Genomic DNA, 19,401 nt, shown 5'->3' on the forward strand with positions numbered 1-19,401 from the left:
GAGCTGAAAAAAGAGTTTGAAAATTTCTAGAAAAGAAAAAAGTCAGTTAATTCTCGAAGGACTAGTTACGTTAGGATTGATTGGTTTGTTGTATTATGCTGCCTTCATTATTCTAAGTCGAATGGTGTTGGCTTTTCCAGGTATTATTCGTTCGCTTTGGATATTTGGTGATGCCATTATTAGTGTTCATAGCAATCAAGCGGTTTCGATTACGCCATTTTTTGGGTTGATTTTATTTGTTATCGCAACAATCGCCATTCACTGGCGTTTAAAAAGAAGGTATCGCCAAATGCAACTTCATCATATTATCAGCGAGTTACATTATATTGCAGAGGGCCATTATGAACATAGGATCGCGACAGATTTTAGTAGCGATATGAAAAAAGTCGTAGAGAGTATACACGTGTTGGTAGATAGCACTGTTCAAGCAATGGAAGAGGAACGTAGAATAGAGCAATCAAAAGATGAACTTATTACGAATGTCAGCCATGATATCCGGACACCATTAACATCTATTATCGGATATTTAGGTTTGATTGAACAAGGTAGTTACAAAGATCAAGAAGAATTACTGAAATATACACAAACAGCCTATAATAAGGCCCAGCAAATGAAAATTTTGGTTGAAGATTTATTCGAATATACACGAGTTCGTCAAACAACAACGCCTTTAACACTAAGTGAATTTGATATGGTGCAGTTGTTGGAACAATTAGCAGCTGACTTTGAATTCGAATCTAAAAAGAAAAATATGCAAATCGAAGTAACTTCTAAACAAGATGTTATCATGATGGAAGCTGATACCGAAAAAGTTGTGCGAGTATTTAATAATTTAGTTTCAAATGCTTTAAACTATGGCGATGATGGGTTACAAATTTCAATTGAGGTTGAAAAAATAGAAAGCGAAGTCATCATTTCTGTTAATAATGACGGCAATCCGATACCACCTCAATCATTGAACCAATTATTTGAGCGTTTTTACCGCGTAGAAGAGTCTCGATCACAAGAAACGGGCGGAACAGGACTAGGGTTAGCGATTGCACAAAGTATTGTAGAGTTACATGGTGGTTACATCTATGCGAAATCTGATGAAAAGTTAACTCAGTTTATAGTTCATTTCCCTTTACATCCAGCACAAAATAATGAAAAAATTGTTTCACGTGAATCAAATTCAAAAAATAGATTTAAAAACAAGTGTGAACTAATGAATGATGAAAAATAAGGTTGTTTTTTTTATAGGATTTCGCTAACATAGGAAAGGTGAGTGGGAATCCCATTTAAATCGTAAAACTTATTGAGGAGAATTTAATTAAATGAAAAAAACAATGAAATTTGGACTACTAATGACTATTACATTACTGATAGGAACTTTTCTTCCAGTTGATAGCTTAACAGCAAGTGTATCTGCGGCTGAAGTAACACCTAAAATAGAAGCCGAAGCAGCTTTTATTCTTGAGCCAAGTACGGGTAAAATTTTGATGAACCAAAATGGAGATAAAAAATTAGGAATTGCTTCAATGACTAAAATGATTTCAGAGTATCTTATTTTTGAAGCAGTTGAGAAAGGGACTATCAAATGGGATCAAGTTGTACCCATTAGCGATTATGCTCAACAATTAAGTCAAAATAATTCACTATCAAATGTTCCGATGAGACAAGATGAAACATATACGTTTAGAGAGTTGTATCAAGCAATGGCTATTTATTCTGCTAATGCTGCTACTATAGCGATGGCAGAAACAATCGCTGGAAGCGAATCTGAGTTTGTTGATATGATGCGAGAAAAGGTGGAATCTTGGGGAATTAAAGATTACGAACTTTATAATAGTACAGGCTTATCTAACTCAGATTTAATGGGGAATATATATCCAGGTAGCGATGAAAAGAGTGAAAATGCTATGTCAGCTCGCTCTATCGCAATTGTGGGACAAAACTTATTAAATTCTTATCCGGAAGTATTAGAAACAACGTCTATCCCTAAAATGACTTTTAAAGAAGGAACATCGGACGCTATTGATATGGATAACTGGAATTGGATGTTAAAAGGCCTAGTATCTGAGCGTGCAAACGTTGATGGACTAAAGACCGGTACGACTGATTTTGCTGGAGCAACATTCACAGGAACAGCAGAAGAAAACGGGATGCGTATTATTACGGTAATTATGAATGCAACAGATGGACAAGAAGATTTGCAAAAACGTTTTAAAGAAACGGATAAAATGATGGATTGGGCTTTTTCAAATTGGGAAAAAGTTCAAGTTTATAAGAAAAATGATAACTTAGATAGTGTTAAACCGCTAGAAGTAGAAAAAGGTAAAACAGATAGCTTGAAAGTAGCTGTAGCGTCAGACGTTTCATTATTAACTCGTGTTAATACAGATTTAAAAGATAAAGATGTTCTATTTACAGCTAAGAAAAATTTGATGAATGATGCTGGTAAAGTAGAAGCGCCTATTAAAAAAGACGCTAAAATAGGAACCGCAGAAATTTTATTGAAAAATGATGATTTAGGATATATAGATGGGGGAAAAGGTGCTAAAGTAGACGTCATTGCTGCTCAAAAGGTCGAAAAAGCTAATGTCTTTGTATTAGCTGGACGCTGGATCAAAGTATTTGTTTCTGACCTATTCTAATTGAAAATTAATTAAAGAGTGAATTCCTTATTATAGGGATTTGCTCTTTTTTTAAGACAGTCAGATATCAAAAGAACAGCACTTGTTTTCGTTGACTTAGTAACAAAGTTTAGGTAAACTAGAGTCATATAATTAAATAAAAATGAACGTTAGTAATACGAGATAGTAAAGTAAATAAATACAACTAGAGAGTCAGTGGTCGGTGTGAACTGATGGTTTATTTATTTGAATCCGTCGTATGAAGTAAACAATGAAATCAAACTAAAATTGACTAAATTGTTTCAGCTCCAGACTGTTATCTGATGTGAAGTGTAGAAGTGAATTAAAGACTTCTGAATATGGGTGGTACCGCGATTAGTTTAGGCCATTTCGTCCCTGTGTGTTATTCAGGGTGGAGTGGTTTTTTTGTTTGCATAAAAAAGATAAAAATAGTATAAAAAAAGGAGAGGTTCAGATGTTAGATATAAAAAAATTACGCAATGATTATGAGGACACAGCTAATAAATTAGTAAATCGTGGTGTCAAACGAGAAGTTCTAGATACATTTATGGCATTAGATGAAAAAAGAAGAACACTTTTGGTTGAGACTGAGAACTTAAAAAAATATCGTAACGAAGTTTCAGGAGCAATTGCTTCTTTAAAGCGTAACAAAGAGGATGCAGATAATAAAATTAAAGAAATGCGTGAACTTGGAGATGAAATTAAACTAAAGGACGAACAACTTCAAACAATCGATTATCAAATGGAAGATATCGCATCAGGATTACCTAATTTACCACATAAATCTGTTCCAATTGGCAATGATGAAGCAGATAATTTAGAGGTAAGAAAATGGGGGATACCAAAAGCATTTGATTTTGAAGTGAAATCCCACTGGGAAATTGCAGAATCATTAGATATCGTTGATTTTGAAAGAGGTGCAAAAGTTGCGGGTAGTCGTTTTGTTTTTTATAAAGGACTCGGTGCTAGATTAGAACGTGCAATCTATAACTTTATGTTAGATTTGCATACCGTAGAACACGGTTATACAGAGATGATCACACCTATTTTAGTCAACGGTGAGTCTATGTATGGAACGGGTCAGTTTCCTAAATTTAAAGAAGATGTTTTTCAGATTCAAGATAGAGATTTGACTTTGATACCGACAGCAGAAGTGCCATTAACAAATTACTACCGAAATGAGATTTTAAAAGAAGAACAATTACCTGCTTACTTTACGGCACTAAGTCCCTCATTTAGATCTGAAGCAGGGAGTGCTGGAAGAGATACACGTGGTTTAATTCGATTACACCAATTTAATAAAGTTGAAATGGTCAAGTTTAGTAAGCCGGAAAGCTCATACGATGAACTAGAGAAAATGACTAACAACGCTGAGGTAGTATTGCAGAAATTAGATTTACCTTATCGTGTTTTAGCATTGTGTACAGGGGACATGGGTTTTTCTGCAGCCAAAACGTATGATTTAGAAGTATGGATTCCTGCTCAAGACGTTTATCGTGAAATTAGCTCTTGTTCAAATACAGAAGCTTTCCAGGCTAGACGTGCAAAAATCCGTTACCGCGATGAGGCTACAGAAAAATTATCTTACGTGCATACATTAAATGGTTCAGGATTAGCTGTGGGTAGAACATTCGCTGCTATTTTAGAAAACTACCAAGAAGCAGATGGAACTGTTAAAATACCAGAAGCTTTAGTCCCTTACATGGGTGGAGTAACAGAAATTAAAAAATAAAATGACTCCCAATTTTTATAACTACGTATCTTACATACTGGATTTTTTTAATCTAGTATGTAAGATACGTTTTTTTATCGTTTTAAAGTAGTACAAGTCAAATGACTGGTAATTAAAAGAAGAATGATTTAATATAAATACAATATTAGCTAACAAAAAATAAGTATTAAAGTGATATCGGAGGAAAAATAATGAAAGCAATAGTAATTGAAAATTATGGTGGTAAAGAACAATTAAAAGAGACACAAATAGAAAATCCTAAAGCAAATGAAAAACAAGTAGTAGTAGAAGTTAAAGCAACCTCTATCAATCCGATTGATTGGAAATTACGTGAAGGTTACCTACAACAAATGATGGACTGGCCATTCCCTATTATTCTTGGATGGGATGTTGCAGGTATTATTAGTGAGGTTGGAAAAGAAGTAACAGAGTGGAAAGTAGGAGACAAAGTCTTTGCTCGTCCAGATACAACTCGCTTTGGCACGTATGCTGAGTTTACAGTAGTTGATCAACATCTGCTTGCTGAAATCCCAGCTAATATTAGTTTTGAAGAAGCAGCAGCTGTTCCATTAGCTGGTTTAACTGCTTGGCAAGCCCTATTTGATCACGGTAAGTTAAAAAAAGGCGAAACAGTTTTAATTCATGCTGGTGCAGGCGGAGTAGGAACGTATGCTATTCAGTTGGCGAAAAATATTGGTGCTAAAGTAATCACAACAGCTAGTGAGAAAAATCACGACCTATTAGTTGAATTAGGTGCAGACCAAGTCATTGATTATAAAACAGAAAAATTTGTAGATATTCTAGATGGAGTAGACTTAGTTTTGGATACTATGGGTGGAGAAATACAAAATGAAAGCTTTAAAGTTCTGAAACCAGCAACGGGCCGAATGATTTCTATTGTAGGACTTGCGGATGAAGAAGTTAGAAAACAATATGACGTAGAATTTGAAAGCATATGGTTAGATCCTAACGGTCAAGAGTTAGCAGAAATTGCAAATTTGATGTCAGCAGGAAAAGTTAAATCAATTATTGGTGCTCAATTTCCACTTACTCAAAAAGGAATTTATGATGCGCATGAATTAAGTGAAACACACCATGCCCTCGGAAAAATTGTTATTGTTGCTGATTGATTTTGAATGAATAATTTTAAAAAAGTGGCTTTTTCTTGACATCTAACTATAGAAGAATAAATTAATTTCTTCTGTTAAACAGTCATGATATAATCTATCTATTATTATAATGGAGGGAGAAATAAAGATGAATGAAGAAAAATTTCAAAAGGCAATATTCGCCGGAGGATGTTTTTGGTGCATGGTTAAACCATTTGATACACAGCCAGGTATAAAAGCTGTTGTTTCGGGGTATACTGGTGGACATACTGTTAATCCTACCTATGAAGAAGTTTGTAGCGATAAAACTGGACACACCGAGGCAGTTCAAATCACATTTGATCCAGAATTAATGAGTTATGAAGACTTAGTGGAAATTTATTGGCGACAAACAGATCCAACCGATGCGAGCGGTCAGTTTGCAGATAAAGGTTCATCTTATCGTCCTGTAATTTTTTATGATAATGAAGAACAAAGACAAGTAGCAGAATCTTCTAAATTAGCTTTACAAAATAGCGGAAGATTTAAGAAAATGATTGTGACAAGTATTGAACCAGCAGAATCTTTTTATCCTGCTGAAACTTATCATCAAGATTTTTATAAAAAAAATCCTGCGCACTATTCCGGATATAGTAAGGGATCAGGAAGAATTCGCTTTATTGAAAAGAAATGGAAAGATAAATAATGAAATAATTGTTGAACAAGAAACCAACGTTTTATAAACGGTGGTTTCTTTTTTTTAAACGAACATTACTGAATAAAAAAAAGAAAAAGATAAGTTTTGAGAACGATTAAATAACAAATTTTAATCTTTTTAGCATGAATGTTTGTCTTTTTTTAAGAACATAGTTTTATTTTCTGAAAAGCATTGACGGAGCTATGCATAGCTGTTATATTAATAGATGTCGCAGCGATACAACGCAGCAACGAAACGAAAATAAAAAAATGAATATTGAAAATTTGTTGACAAATTAGTCATCATCTGGTAATATTTAGAAGTTGTCAAAACGACAACGCAAGCAAATTAGACCTTTGAAAACTGAACAAAGTAGAACAATAAACTGTGAACGGCGGTTCGGCCAAGGGTCGAACCAAAAGAAACAAAGTGAAAGAAATTTCGCTAGCAAGTCATTTTAATGAGCTTCAAGCATCGTTAAAAAGCGAAACAATCCTAACGGGTTGCTTCAACTTTTATGAGAGTTTGATCCTGGCTCAGGACGAACGCTGGCGGCATGCCTAATACATGCAAGTCGAACGCTTCTACTATTGAGTGCTTGCACTCGATAGTAGAGGAGTGGCGGACGGGTGAGTAACACGTGGGTAACCTGCCCATAAGTGGGGGATAACATTCGGAAACGGATGCTAATACCGCATAATTCTGATTGCCGCATGGCAGACAGATGAAAGGTGGCTTCGGCTACCGCTTATGGATGGACCCGCGGCGTATTAGCTAGTTGGTGAGGTAATGGCTCACCAAGGCAATGATACGTAGCCGACCTGAGAGGGTGATCGGCCACACTGGGACTGAGACACGGCCCAGACTCCTACGGGAGGCAGCAGTAGGGAATCTTCCGCAATGGACGAAAGTCTGACGGAGCAATGCCGCGTGAGTGAAGAAGGTTTTCGGATCGTAAAACTCTGTTGTTAGAGAAGAACAAGGATGAGAGTAACTGCTCATCCCCTGACGGTATCTAACCAGAAAGCCATGGCTAACTACGTGCCAGCAGCCGCGGTAATACGTAGATGGCAAGCGTTGTCCGGATTTATTGGGCGTAAAGCGAGCGCAGGCGGTTCTTTAAGTCTGATGTGAAAGACCCCAGCTCAACTGGGGAAGGTCATTGGAAACTGGAGAACTTGAGTGCAGAAGAGGAGAGTGGAATTCCATGTGTAGCGGTGAAATGCGTAGATATATGGAGGAACACCAGTGGCGAAGGCGACTCTCTGGTCTGTAACTGACGCTGAGGCTCGAAAGCGTGGGGAGCAAACAGGATTAGATACCCTGGTAGTCCACGCCGTAAACGATGAGTGCTAAGTGTTGGGGGGTTTCCGCCCCTCAGTGCTGCAGCTAACGCATTAAGCACTCCGCCTGGGGAGTACGGCCGCAAGGCTGAAACTCAAAGGAATTGACGGGGACCCGCACAAGCGGTGGAGCATGTGGTTTAATTCGAAGCAACGCGAAGAACCTTACCAGGTCTTGACATCCTTTGACCACTCTAGAGATAGAGCTTTCCCTTCGGGGACAAAGTGACAGGTGGTGCATGGTTGTCGTCAGCTCGTGTCGTGAGATGTTGGGTTAAGTCCCGCAACGAGCGCAACCCCTATTATTAGTTGCCAGCATTCAGTTGGGCACTCTAGTGAGACTGCCGGTGATAAACCGGAGGAAGGTGGGGATGACGTCAAATCATCATGCCCCTTATGACCTGGGCTACACACGTGCTACAATGGATGGTACAACGAGTCGCAAGATCGCGAGGTCAAGCTAATCTCTTAAAGCCATTCTCAGTTCGGATTGCAGGCTGCAACTCGCCTGCATGAAGCCGGAATCGCTAGTAATCGCGGATCAGAACGCCGCGGTGAATACGTTCCCGGGTCTTGTACACACCGCCCGTCACACCACGAGAGTTTGTAACACCCGAAGTCGGTGAGGTAACCCTTTTGGGAGCCAGCCGCCTAAGGTGGGATAGATAATTGGGGTGAAGTCGTAACAAGGTAGCCGTATCGGAAGGTGCGGCTGGATCACCTCCTTTCTAAGGATATAACGGAACCGTCACAGTCGTTTTACTTTGTTTAGTTTTGAGAGGTCTAATCTTCTCAGAAAGTAAGTAGTTGTTCTTTGAAAACTGGATAGTGTTTAACATGTAAGAAAAGCAAGAAACCAAGAAAACATCGCGTTTTATTTTTTAATGTATTTCTTCACCTTAGGGTGAATGGAATAGTTAACATGACCATAGGTTAAGTTAATAAGGGCGCACGGTGGATGCCTTGGCACTAGGAGCCGAAGAAGGACGGGACTAACGCCGATATGCTTTGGGGAGCTGTAAGTAAGCTTTGATCCAGAGATTTCCGAATGGGGAAACCCAACACTCTTTATCGGGTGTTACTATTGACTGAATACATAGGTCAATAGAGGTAGACGCAGAGAACTGAAACATCTAAGTACCTGCAGGAAGAGAAAGAAAAATCGATTCCCTGAGTAGCGGCGAGCGAAACGGGAATAGCCCAAACCAGAAAGCTTGCTTTCTGGGGTTGTAGGACTGAACACATAGAGTCATAAATGAACGAAGTAGGAGAAGCGACCTGGAAAGGTCCGCCGAAGAGGGTAAAAGCCCCGTAACTGAAACTTCGTTCACTCTGATCAGTATCCTGAGTACGGCGGAACACGAGAAATTCCGTCGGAATCCGGGAGGACCATCTCCCAAGGCTAAATACTCCCTAGTGACCGATAGTGAACCAGTACCGTGAGGGAAAGGTGAAAAGAACCCCGGAAGGGGAGTGAAACAGCACCTGAAACCGTGTGCTTACAAGTAGTTAGAGCCCGTTAATGGGTGATAGCGTGCCTTTTGTAGAATGAACCGGCGAGTTACGATCCCATGCGAGGTTAAGTTGATGAGACGGAGCCGTAGCGAAAGCGAGTCTGAATAGGGCGAATGAGTATGTGGTCGTAGACCCGAAACCAAGTGATCTACCCATGTCCAGGTTGAAGGTGCGGTAATACGCACTGGAGGACCGAACCCACGTATGTTGAAAAATGCGGGGATGAGGTGTGGGTAGCGGAGAAATTCCAATCGAACTTGGAGATAGCTGGTTCTCTCCGAAATAGCTTTAGGGCTAGCCTCGGAATTAGAATCATGGAGGTAGAGCAACTGTTTGGACTAGGGGCCCTTCTCGGGTTACCGAATTCAGATAAACTCCGAATGCCATTGATTTATATCCGGGAGTCAGACTACGAGTGATAAGATCCGTAGTCGAGAGGGAAACAGCCCAGACCACCAGCTAAGGTCCCAAAGTTTATGTTAAGTGGAAAAGGATGTGGGGTTGCTTAGACAACTAGGATGTTGGCTCAGAAGCAGCCATCATTTAAAGAGTGCGTAATAGCTCACTAGTCGAGTGACCCTGCGCCGAAAATTTACCGGGGCTAAACATAACACCGAAGCTGTGGATAGAACTTAGGTTCTATGGTAGGAGAGCGTTCTAAGGGCGTCGAAGCTAGACCGTGAGGACTGGTGGAGCGCTTAGAAGTGAGAATGCCGGTATGAGTAGCGAAAGACGGGTGAGAATCCCGTCCACCGAATGACTAAGGTTTCCTGGGGAAGGCTCGTCCTCCCAGGGTTAGTCGGGACCTAAGTCGAGGCCGATAGGCGTAGACGATGGACAACAGGTTGAGATTCCTGTACCAGTTTGTTTTGTTTGAACAATGGAGGGACACAGTAGGCTAAGGAATACGCACTGTTGGATATGTGCGTCCAAGCAACAAGTCTTGAGGTGAGTCAAATGCTTGCCTCTATTAAGGACAAGTTGTGATGGGGAGAGAAATTAAGTATCGAAGTTCCCGATGTCACACTGTCAAGAAAAGCTTCTAGTTAGAAACAATCTGCCCGTACCGCAAACCGACACAGGTAGTCGAGGAGAGAATCCTAAGGTGTGCGAGCGAACTCTCGTTAAGGAACTCGGCAAAATGACCCCGTAACTTCGGGAGAAGGGGTGCTGACCATTTGGTCAGCCGCAGTGAATAGGCCCAAGCAACTGTTTATCAAAAACACAGGTCTCTGCTAAATCGAAAGATGACGTATAGGGGCTGACGCCTGCCCGGTGCTGGAAGGTTAAGAGGATGGGTTAGCTCTCGAGCGAAGCTCAGAATTGAAGCCCCAGTAAACGGCGGCCGTAACTATAACGGTCCTAAGGTAGCGAAATTCCTTGTCGGGTAAGTTCCGACCCGCACGAAAGGCGTAATGATTTGGGCACTGTCTCAACGAGAGACTCGGTGAAATTATAGTACCTGTGAAGATGCAGGTTACCCGCGACAGGACGGAAAGACCCCATGGAGCTTTACTGCAGTTTGATATTGAGTGTTTGTACAGCTTGTACAGGATAGGTAGGAGCCTATGAAGCCAGGACGCTAGTCTTGGTGGAGGCAATGGTGGGATACTACCCTTGCTGTATGACCACTCTAACCCTCAGCCATAATCTGGCTGGGAGACAGTGTCTGACGGGCAGTTTGACTGGGGCGGTCGCCTCCTAAAGTGTAACGGAGGCGCCCAAAGGTTCCCTCAGAATGGTTGGAAATCATTCGTAGAGTGTAAAGGCAGAAGGGAGCTTGACTGCGAGACCTACAAGTCGAGCAGGGACGAAAGTCGGGCTTAGTGATCCGGTGGTTCCGTATGGAAGGGCCATCGCTCAACGGATAAAAGCTACCCTGGGGATAACAGGCTTATCTCCCCCAAGAGTCCACATCGACGGGGAGGTTTGGCACCTCGATGTCGGCTCATCGCATCCTGGGGCTGTAGTCGGTCCCAAGGGTTGGGCTGTTCGCCCATTAAAGCGGTACGCGAGCTGGGTTCAGAACGTCGTGAGACAGTTCGGTCCCTATCCGTCGCGGGCGCAGGAAATTTGAGAGGAGCTGTCCTTAGTACGAGAGGACCGGGATGGACACACCGCTGGTGTACCAGTTGTTCTGCCAAGAGCATCGCTGGGTAGCTATGTGTGGACGGGATAAACGCTGAAAGCATCTAAGCGTGAAGCCCCCCTCAAGATGAGATTTCCCATCACGTAAGTGAGTAAGACCCCTGAGAGATGATCAGGTAGATAGGTTGGAAGTGGAAGTACAGCGATGTATGGAGCGGACCAATACTAATCGGTCGAGGACTTAACCATTTTTAAACGATGAAGAAACGGTTTTATTGTCTTATAGTTAAACACTATCCAGTTTTGAGAGAACAACGTTCTCTTATAGCTAAAAGATGTGTGGTGGCGATGGCAAGAAGGTCACACCTGTTCCCATGCCGAACACAGTAGTTAAGCTTCTTAGCGCCGATGGTAGTGAAGGGTTTCCCTTTGTGAGAGTAGGACGCTGCCGCGCATCTTTAAAAAAGTATCATCTTCGGATGGTGCTTTTTTTATTGTTAAATTTTATATTCAAATTAAAACATGTTAAGATGAAGGATACAAAGAATGTAAAAAAAAGGATGGATACAATGAATAGAAAAAAATCAGTTATATGGGGACTAGCTATTTTTTTAACAATAATTGGGATATTCTACGTTACGTTAAGTATGCAATATAAAAATCAGTTTCTACCTAAAACAACTGTTAATGGTATAGAAGTTGGGAAAAAGACAGTTAAAGAAGCAAATCAAGAAATTAAAAAATATTATCGAGAAAAAGAAATCAGAGTAATGGAAAATAAAAAAGAATTATTTACTTTTACGGGCAAAGATATAGGCGTTACATCTGAGTTTATAAAACCACTAGATAAAGAAATAAGAAAACAGAATAGTTGGTCTTGGCCAATAAAGCAAATTAGTTCAAACCATGCAAAACTAATAATTAAAAATTTAACATTTGAGGATAGTAAACTTGAAACATATATTTCAAGTTTACTATTAAATCAAGAAAATCGTACAAAACCTAGTAATGCAGAGATAATAAAAGTGGATAATCAATTTAGTATTCAACCTGAAGTAAAAGGTAACTTTTTAGACCAGTTTAGAGTGGTAGAATTATTAAAAGAATCTTTTAAAGAAGGTGATTCAAAACTTGATTTAAAGCAAGCATATGAAAAACCTGGTATCCTTGCTTCTGATAAGACTTTAGAATCTAAATTAGGTGAGTTACAAAAATTAAGTGAACTGTCTGTTGTTTATACTATTACTGGTTCAAAAGAAGTTGTGCCACGTGAAACATTGGTTAGCTGGTTAGGCGTAGATGAGGCAAATTCGATAACAGTAGATAAAATAGGAGTTACTGCATATATCGAAGGACTAAGTGTGAAATATAGCACTTACGAAAAAACAAGAAATTTTAAAACGAGTAAAAGAGGTGTAGTTAATGTGCCACCGGGAACTTATGGTTGGACACTAGATGTAGCTCGTGAATCAGAATTGCTGGCAACTGATATTTTACTTGGGGAAAATATCGAACGGACTCCACTTTACAATGGATCAGGCTATTCGGATAATGAAAATGAGTTTGGAGAAAATTATATAGAAGTTGATTTGGCCTCGCAACATATGTGGGTATATATCAATGGACAGCGATTCTTAGAAACAGATATTATTTCTGGAAAACCAAAAACACCAACACCAAAAGGAGTTTTCTATGTTTGGAAAAAAGATCGTAATGCTACTTTAACTGGTGAAGATTATGCTACTCCAGTTGATTATTGGCTTCCAGTTGATTGGGACGGAGTGGGGATACACGATTCTCCTTGGCAATCTATCTATGGTGGAAACAATTATATAACCAAGGGTTCCCATGGGTGTATTAATACGCCACCAACTGTGATGTCAAAAATATATAATCAGGTTGAGGTAGGTATACCCGTAATAATTTATTAAATACCATTAAGGTACGACAGGAATACAAACCTGTTGTACCTTTTTCAAATTAAAATTTACGATCTGTTTAAAAGTAATAATTATAGGAATGAAAAATAGAAATAGAATCAGTTAAATGAAAGAAATTAAATCATTACTTTAAAAAAATATCGCCTTGAGTTATAAGTAAAAAAATGGGAAGATATGAAAAAATTTAGAATATAGATGCTTAAGGTAAACCTTTAATGGTTGATACTACCTAATTTCTGAATTTAAATAGATACCTAAGTTAGTAGAAGAGGAGAAAAAAGAAAATGCGAATAGAAAAAGAAAAGATGATCAACGGAGAAATGTATGATGCTTCTGATTTTGAATTGTCAAAAGCTAGAAATCAAGCACAAAAAGGATTAACAAACTTTCATCAAACACAAGAATTAAATAAAAAAAAAGCTATACTTAAAAAGTTGTTTGGAACAACGGGGCAGAATTTCCATGTAAATCCTGGTCTAATAGTAGATTATGGATTTAACATTCATATTGGTGAAAAATTTTATGCTAATTTTAATTGTACTTTACTAGATATTTGCCCAATAACAATTGGCAAGAATTGTATGTTAGCTCCGAATGTTCAATTATATACCGCTACCCATCCGCTAGATCCGATTGAACGTAATACGTCAATTGAATATGGCAAGCCAATTACATTTGGAGATAATGTATGGGTTGGTGGGGGAGCTATTATTATTCCAGGCGTAACGTTAGGAAATAATGTAGTTGTTGGAGCAGGAGCTGTTGTAACAAAATCTTTTCCTGATAACGTTGTTCTTGGAGGCAATCCCGCAAAGATAATTAAAACACTAGATTCAAAATAAAAGAACTGAGATTTGGATTTTCATCCTAATTTCAGTTCTTTATGTTAAGGGGTTAACCGTTAGTTGAGTTATCTCTAACAAATAAATGTTAGATGATAGACGTATTAAATAAGGACAGCCTCTGTTTCAGGGTCAAAGAAAAGGCTCTTATTAAGGTTGAATGCCAAGTCAATAAATTCTCCAGGCTTGTGGTAATCACGAGCATCTACTTTAGAAATAAATTCAGTATTGTCTACACGTGTGTACAACATCGTCTCAGCACCTAGTAATTCTGATACAACAACTTCTGCGTGAACAACACTATTAGGATCTGTATCTAAAGCAATTTGCTCACTATGGATGTCTTCTGGACGGATACCAAAAACTAAATTTTTACCGTCATAGCCTTTAGAAATTAAAAATTTACTTTTTCCTTCAGGGATAACTAATTTTAAACCTGCTCCATTTGTTAGAACATTTCCATTTAAAGTAACATCAAAGAAGTTCATTGCTGGAGATCCAATGAAACCAGCTACAAATTTGTTAACGGGAGTATCATAAACTTGTTTAGGAGAACCAATTTGTTGAACAAAGCCATCTTTCATAATAACAATACGATCGGCCATTGTCATAGCTTCGGTTTGGTCATGAGTAACATAAATCGTCGTTGTTTCAAGACGACGGTGTAATTTAGCGATCTCTGCACGCATAGCTACACGTAATTTTGCATCTAAGTTAGATAAAGGTTCATCCATAAGGAAGACTTTAGCATCACGTACAATAGCACGTCCTAGTGCGACACGTTGACGCTGTCCACCTGATAATGCAGCTGGTTTACGCTGTAAGAATTCAGTAAGTCCTAAAATCTCACCAGCTTCTTCTACACGACGGTTAATTTCTTCTTTTTTATATTTACGTAATTTTAAACCAAAAGCCATGTTATCATATACGGTCATATGAGGGTATAAAGCATAGTTTTGGAAAACCATTGCGATGTCACGATCCTTAGGAGCAACATCATTCATTAATGTTTCACCAATCAACAGTTCTCCTTCGGAGATGTCTTCTAGTCCTGCTATCATACGTAAAGTTGTAGATTTGCCGCAACCAGAGGGTCCGACAAAAACGATGAACTCTTTGTCTTTTATTTTTAAGTTAAAATCTGTAACGGAATAATTTTCATTATTCTCATATTTTTTGTGAATATTATTTAAAGCAATTTCTACCATCCTGATCACCTGTCCTATTTTTATTAGTGTTTCAATAACGTTCTCATCAATATATTCAGTATAATGTAAACGTTACCTTTTCAAAACGGAGCAATGCACAAGTTTTTTCCTTTTTTTTGTGCATAGTGCACATCTAAGAAGTGAAAACTTATTTTTATGGGAAGAGGGATTCTCTTAGGGTGTGTTTGAAAACTAACCACTACCCTAATTTCTAGTATAATAAAAGAAAAAAAGGAATGAACATCATGAGTATCGAATGATATAAAATAACTGATGAGCAATGGAATTAAATGAAAGATTTCTTTCCACCATATCGCACTGGTAGACCTCCAAAAAACAATCGTCTCATGTTAAATATCATTTTATGAATCGCTAGAAGTGGCGCCGAATGGCGCGATAGGGACTTACTGGAATCTCTTTTTATAGCTTTGAATAGTGAGGCCGATTAAGAAAACTTAAGTATCGATTCAACCGTTGTAACAGCGCATCAACAGAGTGGTGGGCAACACAACAAAAATCCATGTTATCGTTGATTACTTAGGGAATCCGCTGTATTTCCAACTATCTGGTGGTAATGTCCATGATAGTATTCTCGTGATTGAAGTGCTTGTTCCTGTTGCGATCTACACTATTCTGCCAAAGAAAAAGACGAGAAAACCTTGGACTGTTGATTGATGGCTGTATAAAGAGCGTCATTTGGTGGAGTGTTTTTTTAATAAGTTGAAGAATTTCCGCCACATTGCCACTCGTTACGATAAACTCGCAACGTCGTGCTTTGACTTTGTTTATGTCGTTACTATTCTTCTCTTAATAAAATAGTTTTCAAACACGCCCTGATAAGAAAGAAGAGTTATCGTAATGCGATTAAATATTTGTTATACTAATTAAGACGATTTTTAATCGGTGGAATTTGTAATATTAGATTTTAAATTTTACTTGATTTACTAAAGGGGATAAAGAAATGAATAAACAACGTGGTTTTGAAATTGTGACAGATTATCAAGGAAAAGAAATAAAGTTACCAATTAGAGCAACATATCATGCAGCGGGCTACGATTTTGAGGCAGCCGAAGATTGTTTAGTGCCTTGTATTTGGAAAGCTTTATTAAAAAACAAAAATATGGTAAATGAAAAAAAAGATTTCTCTCTTGGAGAAGAAAATCAAGAATATTTGAAATCAACTTTAGTACCGACGGGTATAAAAGCCTATATGGGAGAGGACGAATTTCTTCAACTAGCAAACCGTTCGAGCAATCCAATTAAAAATCAGTTGTTGCTACCTAATGGGATAGGAATCATCGATTCAGATTATTATAATAATAAATCGAATGAAGGCCAAATTTATTTTCAATTTATTAATTATGGTATTAAGGATCGTCTTATTAAAAAAGGGGATCGAATTGGACAGGGTATTTTCTTGCCCTTTTTAAAAGCTGATAACGAAAGAAGCACACAAAAAAATCGTTTAGGTGGCTTTGGTTCTTCAGGAAAATAAAAATAGAGTTATGATAAAACTACAGAAAAGCTGAGAATAATATTCTTACCTTTTCTGTAGTTTTTTTAAAAAATAAGCTGGTTTAATAACTAATTAAATTTATCCTATTTAATAAAGATAAAATCAAAGTGAGTAAGATACTATTAAATGATTTAGTATCGAGAATAAAAGGACTTTAAAACCTTTTGCTCTCATTTTTGTGGTAAAATACATTTACAATCTATGCAATAAACGAAGGGAAGGTTCGATCAGTGGCAAAAAAAATATCAACTAAGTTTGTCTGCCAAGCTTGTGGATACGAATCTCCGAAATGGATGGGACGTTGCCCAAACTGTGGTGCATGGAATCAAATGGAAGAAGAAGTGATTGCAGATAAGAACAATCGTAGAAGTCGTGTTAGTATGACTGGAAAGTCTGCTAAGGCTCAAACGATTCAAGAGATTACTGTTTCAAAAATACCAAGAGTAAAAACGAAATTAGCCGAATTAAATCGTGTACTAGGTGGAGGGGTCGTTCCAGGCTCTTTGATTCTAATTGGAGGAGATCCAGGAATTGGTAAATCAACCCTCTTGCTACAAGTTTCTGCTCAGTTAAATGATACTGGTGGTAAAGTGTTATACGTATCGGGTGAAGAAAGTGCAAGTCAACTAAAAATGAGTGCAAATCGATTAGGCGTTAAAGGTGATAATTTTTATATTTACCCTGAAACAGATATGGCCGCTATTCGTCAGACGATTGAAGAAATAAAACCAGACTTTGTTGTTATTGACTCAATCCAAACGATGAGTCAACCAGATGTTTCAAGTGTTGTTGGAAGTGTTAGCCAAGTACGAGAAAGTACAGCAGATTTAATGAAAATAGCCAAGACTAATAATATTGCTATTTTTATTGTAGGACATGTAACTAAAGAAGGGTCTATTGCTGGGCCTAAAATGCTAGAACATATGGTAGATACGGTTCTTTATTTTGAAGGAGACCGACACCACACGTTTCGTATTTTAAGAGCTGTTAAAAACCGTTTTGGTTCAACGAATGAAATTGGAATCTTTGAAATGAGAAATGGTGGTTTAGTAGAAGTTCTCAACCCTTCTGAGATGTTCCTTGAAGAACGACTAGCTGGAGCAACAGGATCAGCTGTTGTAGCTGCAATGGAAGGCACAAGACCAATCCTAGCAGAGATTCAATCGTTGATTACACCGACTGTTTTTGGAAACGCCAAACGGACGGTAAGTGGCTTAGATCATAATCGAGTATCACTAATTATGGCTGTTTTAGAAAAAAGAGCAGGTATGTTGCTACAAAATCAAGATGCCTATTTAAAAGCAGCTGGTGGAGTGAAATTAGATGAGCCTGCTATCGACTTAGCGATTGCGATGAGTATTACCTCTAGTTATCAAGAAAAAGAAACACGTCCAAAAGACTGTTTTATTGGTGAGATAGGGCTTACGGGAGAAGTAAGAAGAGTAAGTCGTATTGATCAAAGGGTTCAAGAAGCTGCCAAATTAGGGTTCACTCGTATTTTTATTCCTAAAAATAATATTGGTGGGTGGACATTCCCTAAAGATATTGAAGTCGTAGGAGTATCAACTATTACGGACAGTATTCGAAAAGCTTTTGATAATAAATAAATTAAGTAGCTGGCATAGTCTTTATTTTAAAATTAAAGTAGAGAACATACCGTTATTGAAAAAGGAGGATTATTTTGGCTAAAAAAATTATTATGGGAATGTTTGTATTAATTGGTGGAAGTATTGGAGCAAGCTTTTTACCATTAGTATGGGATATTTTTAATGTTTCAAATCAATTTATGGACTATAGCTTTGTGAATATTGTGATTGGTGCTATTATATTTTTATTCATTTCTCTTCCCACCACAAAGTATATTGAGCAAGGGATTAAAAAAATAGAAGTATTATTAAGCCAGCAAAGCCTTACTTACTTGTTATTTGGAAGTATTGGAACAATTACAGGGATGGTGTTAGCTTGGTTAGGTAGTCTTTTCTTAATCGGTTTATCATGGCCGTTTATCAGCAGCATCTTACCCATTATTTTAATGTTTATTTTTGCTTATCTTGGTTTTCGTATTGGTACAACTAGACGCGAAGAGTGGCAAAAAATGTTCCAAACGAAATCTAAAAGGAATGTAGAATTAGAAGAAGAAAACCAGTTGTTAGAAAGAAAGTCAGATGAAACCTTTAGAAAATATAAAATTTTAGATACTAGTGTGATTATCGATGGCAGGATTTATGATATTGCTAAAACAGGTTTTGTTGAAGGGGTATTGTTAATACCTAACTTTGTTTTGCAAGAATTACAATACATTGCAGACTCTTCAGATAGCCTTAAGCGTGTAAGAGGACGTAGAGGACTAGATATTTTAAATGCTTTGCAAAAAGAAAATGATATGGATGTCGAAATGTACGATGGCGACTTTGAGGATATTGCTGAAGTGGATACAAAATTAATTAAACTTGCAAAACTTTTAGATGGAGTAGTTGTTACTAACGATTACAATCTAAATAAAGTTAGTGAGTTCCAAAACGTACCCGTACTAAATATCAATGAACTAGCTAATGCTGTAAAACCGGTTGTGATACCAGGTGAACAAATGACCGTAATGGTTGTTAAAATCGGGACAGAACGCAATCAAGGAGTAGCGTATCTAGATGATGGGACAATGATTGTAGTAGAAGACGGGCAGTACTTTATGAATAAAACAATCAATGTAGTTGTGACAAGTGCACTTCAAACGGCTGCAGGCCGTATGATTTTTGCAAAACCAGTTCATTCTCAAAAAGGAATTAAAGAAAAAGAATAGGA

11 protein-coding genes, 3 rRNA genes, 1 pseudogene and 1 other annotated feature are annotated in these 19,401 nt (G+C 38.1%); of the genes and pseudogenes, 14 read left to right on the forward strand and 1 reads right to left on the reverse strand.

Annotated elements, in window-relative coordinates:
* Positions 1-16 precede the first annotated feature (16 nt).
* From B9Y54_RS03340 to B9Y54_RS03385, 10 genes are all read left to right on the forward strand, one after another.
* Positions 17-1,222: a sensor histidine kinase gene (locus tag B9Y54_RS03340; protein ID WP_085558958.1), complete on the forward strand. Its 1,206-nt coding sequence runs from the start codon at positions 17-19 to the stop codon at positions 1,220-1,222.
* Positions 1,223-1,313: 91 nt separating this feature from the next.
* Entirely contained in the window at positions 1,314-2,633 is a 1,320-nt protein-coding gene (locus tag B9Y54_RS03345; RefSeq protein WP_085558959.1) for a serine hydrolase, read from the forward strand.
* A gap of 143 nt (positions 2,634-2,776) precedes the next feature.
* Positions 2,777-3,013 (forward strand) — a binding site (T-box leader).
* 74 nt (positions 3,014-3,087) lie between these two features.
* Positions 3,088-4,365, forward strand: coding sequence for a serine--tRNA ligase (serS, locus tag B9Y54_RS03350; RefSeq protein ID WP_085558960.1), 1,278 nt, complete (start codon positions 3,088-3,090; stop codon positions 4,363-4,365).
* 191 nt (positions 4,366-4,556) lie between these two features.
* Complete coding sequence (locus B9Y54_RS03355; protein WP_085558961.1) at positions 4,557-5,495, forward strand: NADP-dependent oxidoreductase; 939 nt, start codon at positions 4,557-4,559, stop codon at positions 5,493-5,495.
* A 127-nt stretch (positions 5,496-5,622) separates the two neighbouring features.
* Complete coding sequence (gene msrA / locus B9Y54_RS03360; RefSeq protein WP_085558962.1) at positions 5,623-6,159, forward strand: peptide-methionine (S)-S-oxide reductase MsrA; 537 nt, start codon at positions 5,623-5,625, stop codon at positions 6,157-6,159.
* Positions 6,160-6,663: 504 nt separating this feature from the next.
* Positions 6,664-8,221: ribosomal RNA gene (locus tag B9Y54_RS03365) — 16S ribosomal RNA — on the forward strand.
* 203 nt (positions 8,222-8,424) lie between these two features.
* Positions 8,425-11,345 (forward strand): 23S ribosomal RNA (locus tag B9Y54_RS03370).
* Positions 11,346-11,434: 89 nt separating this feature from the next.
* Positions 11,435-11,550 (forward strand): 5S ribosomal RNA (gene rrf, locus B9Y54_RS03375).
* Together the 16S, 23S and 5S rRNA genes form the textbook arrangement of a ribosomal RNA operon.
* A 115-nt stretch (positions 11,551-11,665) precedes the next feature.
* A complete protein-coding gene (locus B9Y54_RS03380; RefSeq protein ID WP_159446044.1) occupies positions 11,666-13,027 on the forward strand; it encodes a L,D-transpeptidase family protein in 1,362 nt (453 codons plus the stop codon).
* A gap of 293 nt (positions 13,028-13,320) precedes the next feature.
* On the forward strand, positions 13,321-13,878 hold the full coding sequence (locus B9Y54_RS03385; RefSeq protein ID WP_085558964.1) for a sugar O-acetyltransferase: 558 nt from the start codon (positions 13,321-13,323) through the stop codon (positions 13,876-13,878).
* Between the two features lie 104 nt (positions 13,879-13,982).
* Here B9Y54_RS03385 and B9Y54_RS03390 read toward each other — a convergent pair whose 3' ends face one another.
* A complete protein-coding gene (locus B9Y54_RS03390) occupies positions 13,983-15,086 on the reverse strand; it encodes an ABC transporter ATP-binding protein (RefSeq protein ID WP_085558965.1) in 1,104 nt (367 codons plus the stop codon).
* 290 nt (positions 15,087-15,376) lie between these two features.
* On the opposite strand from B9Y54_RS03390, the pseudogene B9Y54_RS03395 reads away from it, so the two are divergent.
* The 4 genes and pseudogenes from B9Y54_RS03395 to B9Y54_RS03410 all read left to right on the forward strand — a co-directional run bounded on the left by B9Y54_RS03395 (position 15,377) and on the right by B9Y54_RS03410 (position 19,399).
* Positions 15,377-15,905: pseudogene (locus B9Y54_RS03395) on the forward strand (transposase).
* A gap of 142 nt (positions 15,906-16,047) precedes the next feature.
* On the forward strand, positions 16,048-16,581 hold the full coding sequence (locus tag B9Y54_RS03400; RefSeq protein ID WP_085558966.1) for a dCTP deaminase/dUTPase family protein: 534 nt from the start codon (positions 16,048-16,050) through the stop codon (positions 16,579-16,581).
* A gap of 251 nt (positions 16,582-16,832) precedes the next feature.
* A complete protein-coding gene (gene radA / locus B9Y54_RS03405) occupies positions 16,833-18,209 on the forward strand; it encodes a DNA repair protein RadA (protein WP_085558967.1) in 1,377 nt (458 codons plus the stop codon).
* Positions 18,210-18,283: 74 nt separating this feature from the next.
* The gene (locus tag B9Y54_RS03410; RefSeq protein WP_085558968.1) at positions 18,284-19,399 is read left to right on the forward strand and encodes a PIN/TRAM domain-containing protein; all 1,116 of its coding nucleotides are present in this window, start codon (positions 18,284-18,286) and stop codon (positions 19,397-19,399) included.
* Positions 19,400-19,401: the final 2 nt, after the last annotated feature.

Origin of the sequence: Carnobacterium iners (assembly GCF_900177385.1) — a bacterium.
GTDB lineage: Bacteria > Bacillota > Bacilli > Lactobacillales > Carnobacteriaceae > Carnobacterium_A > Carnobacterium_A iners.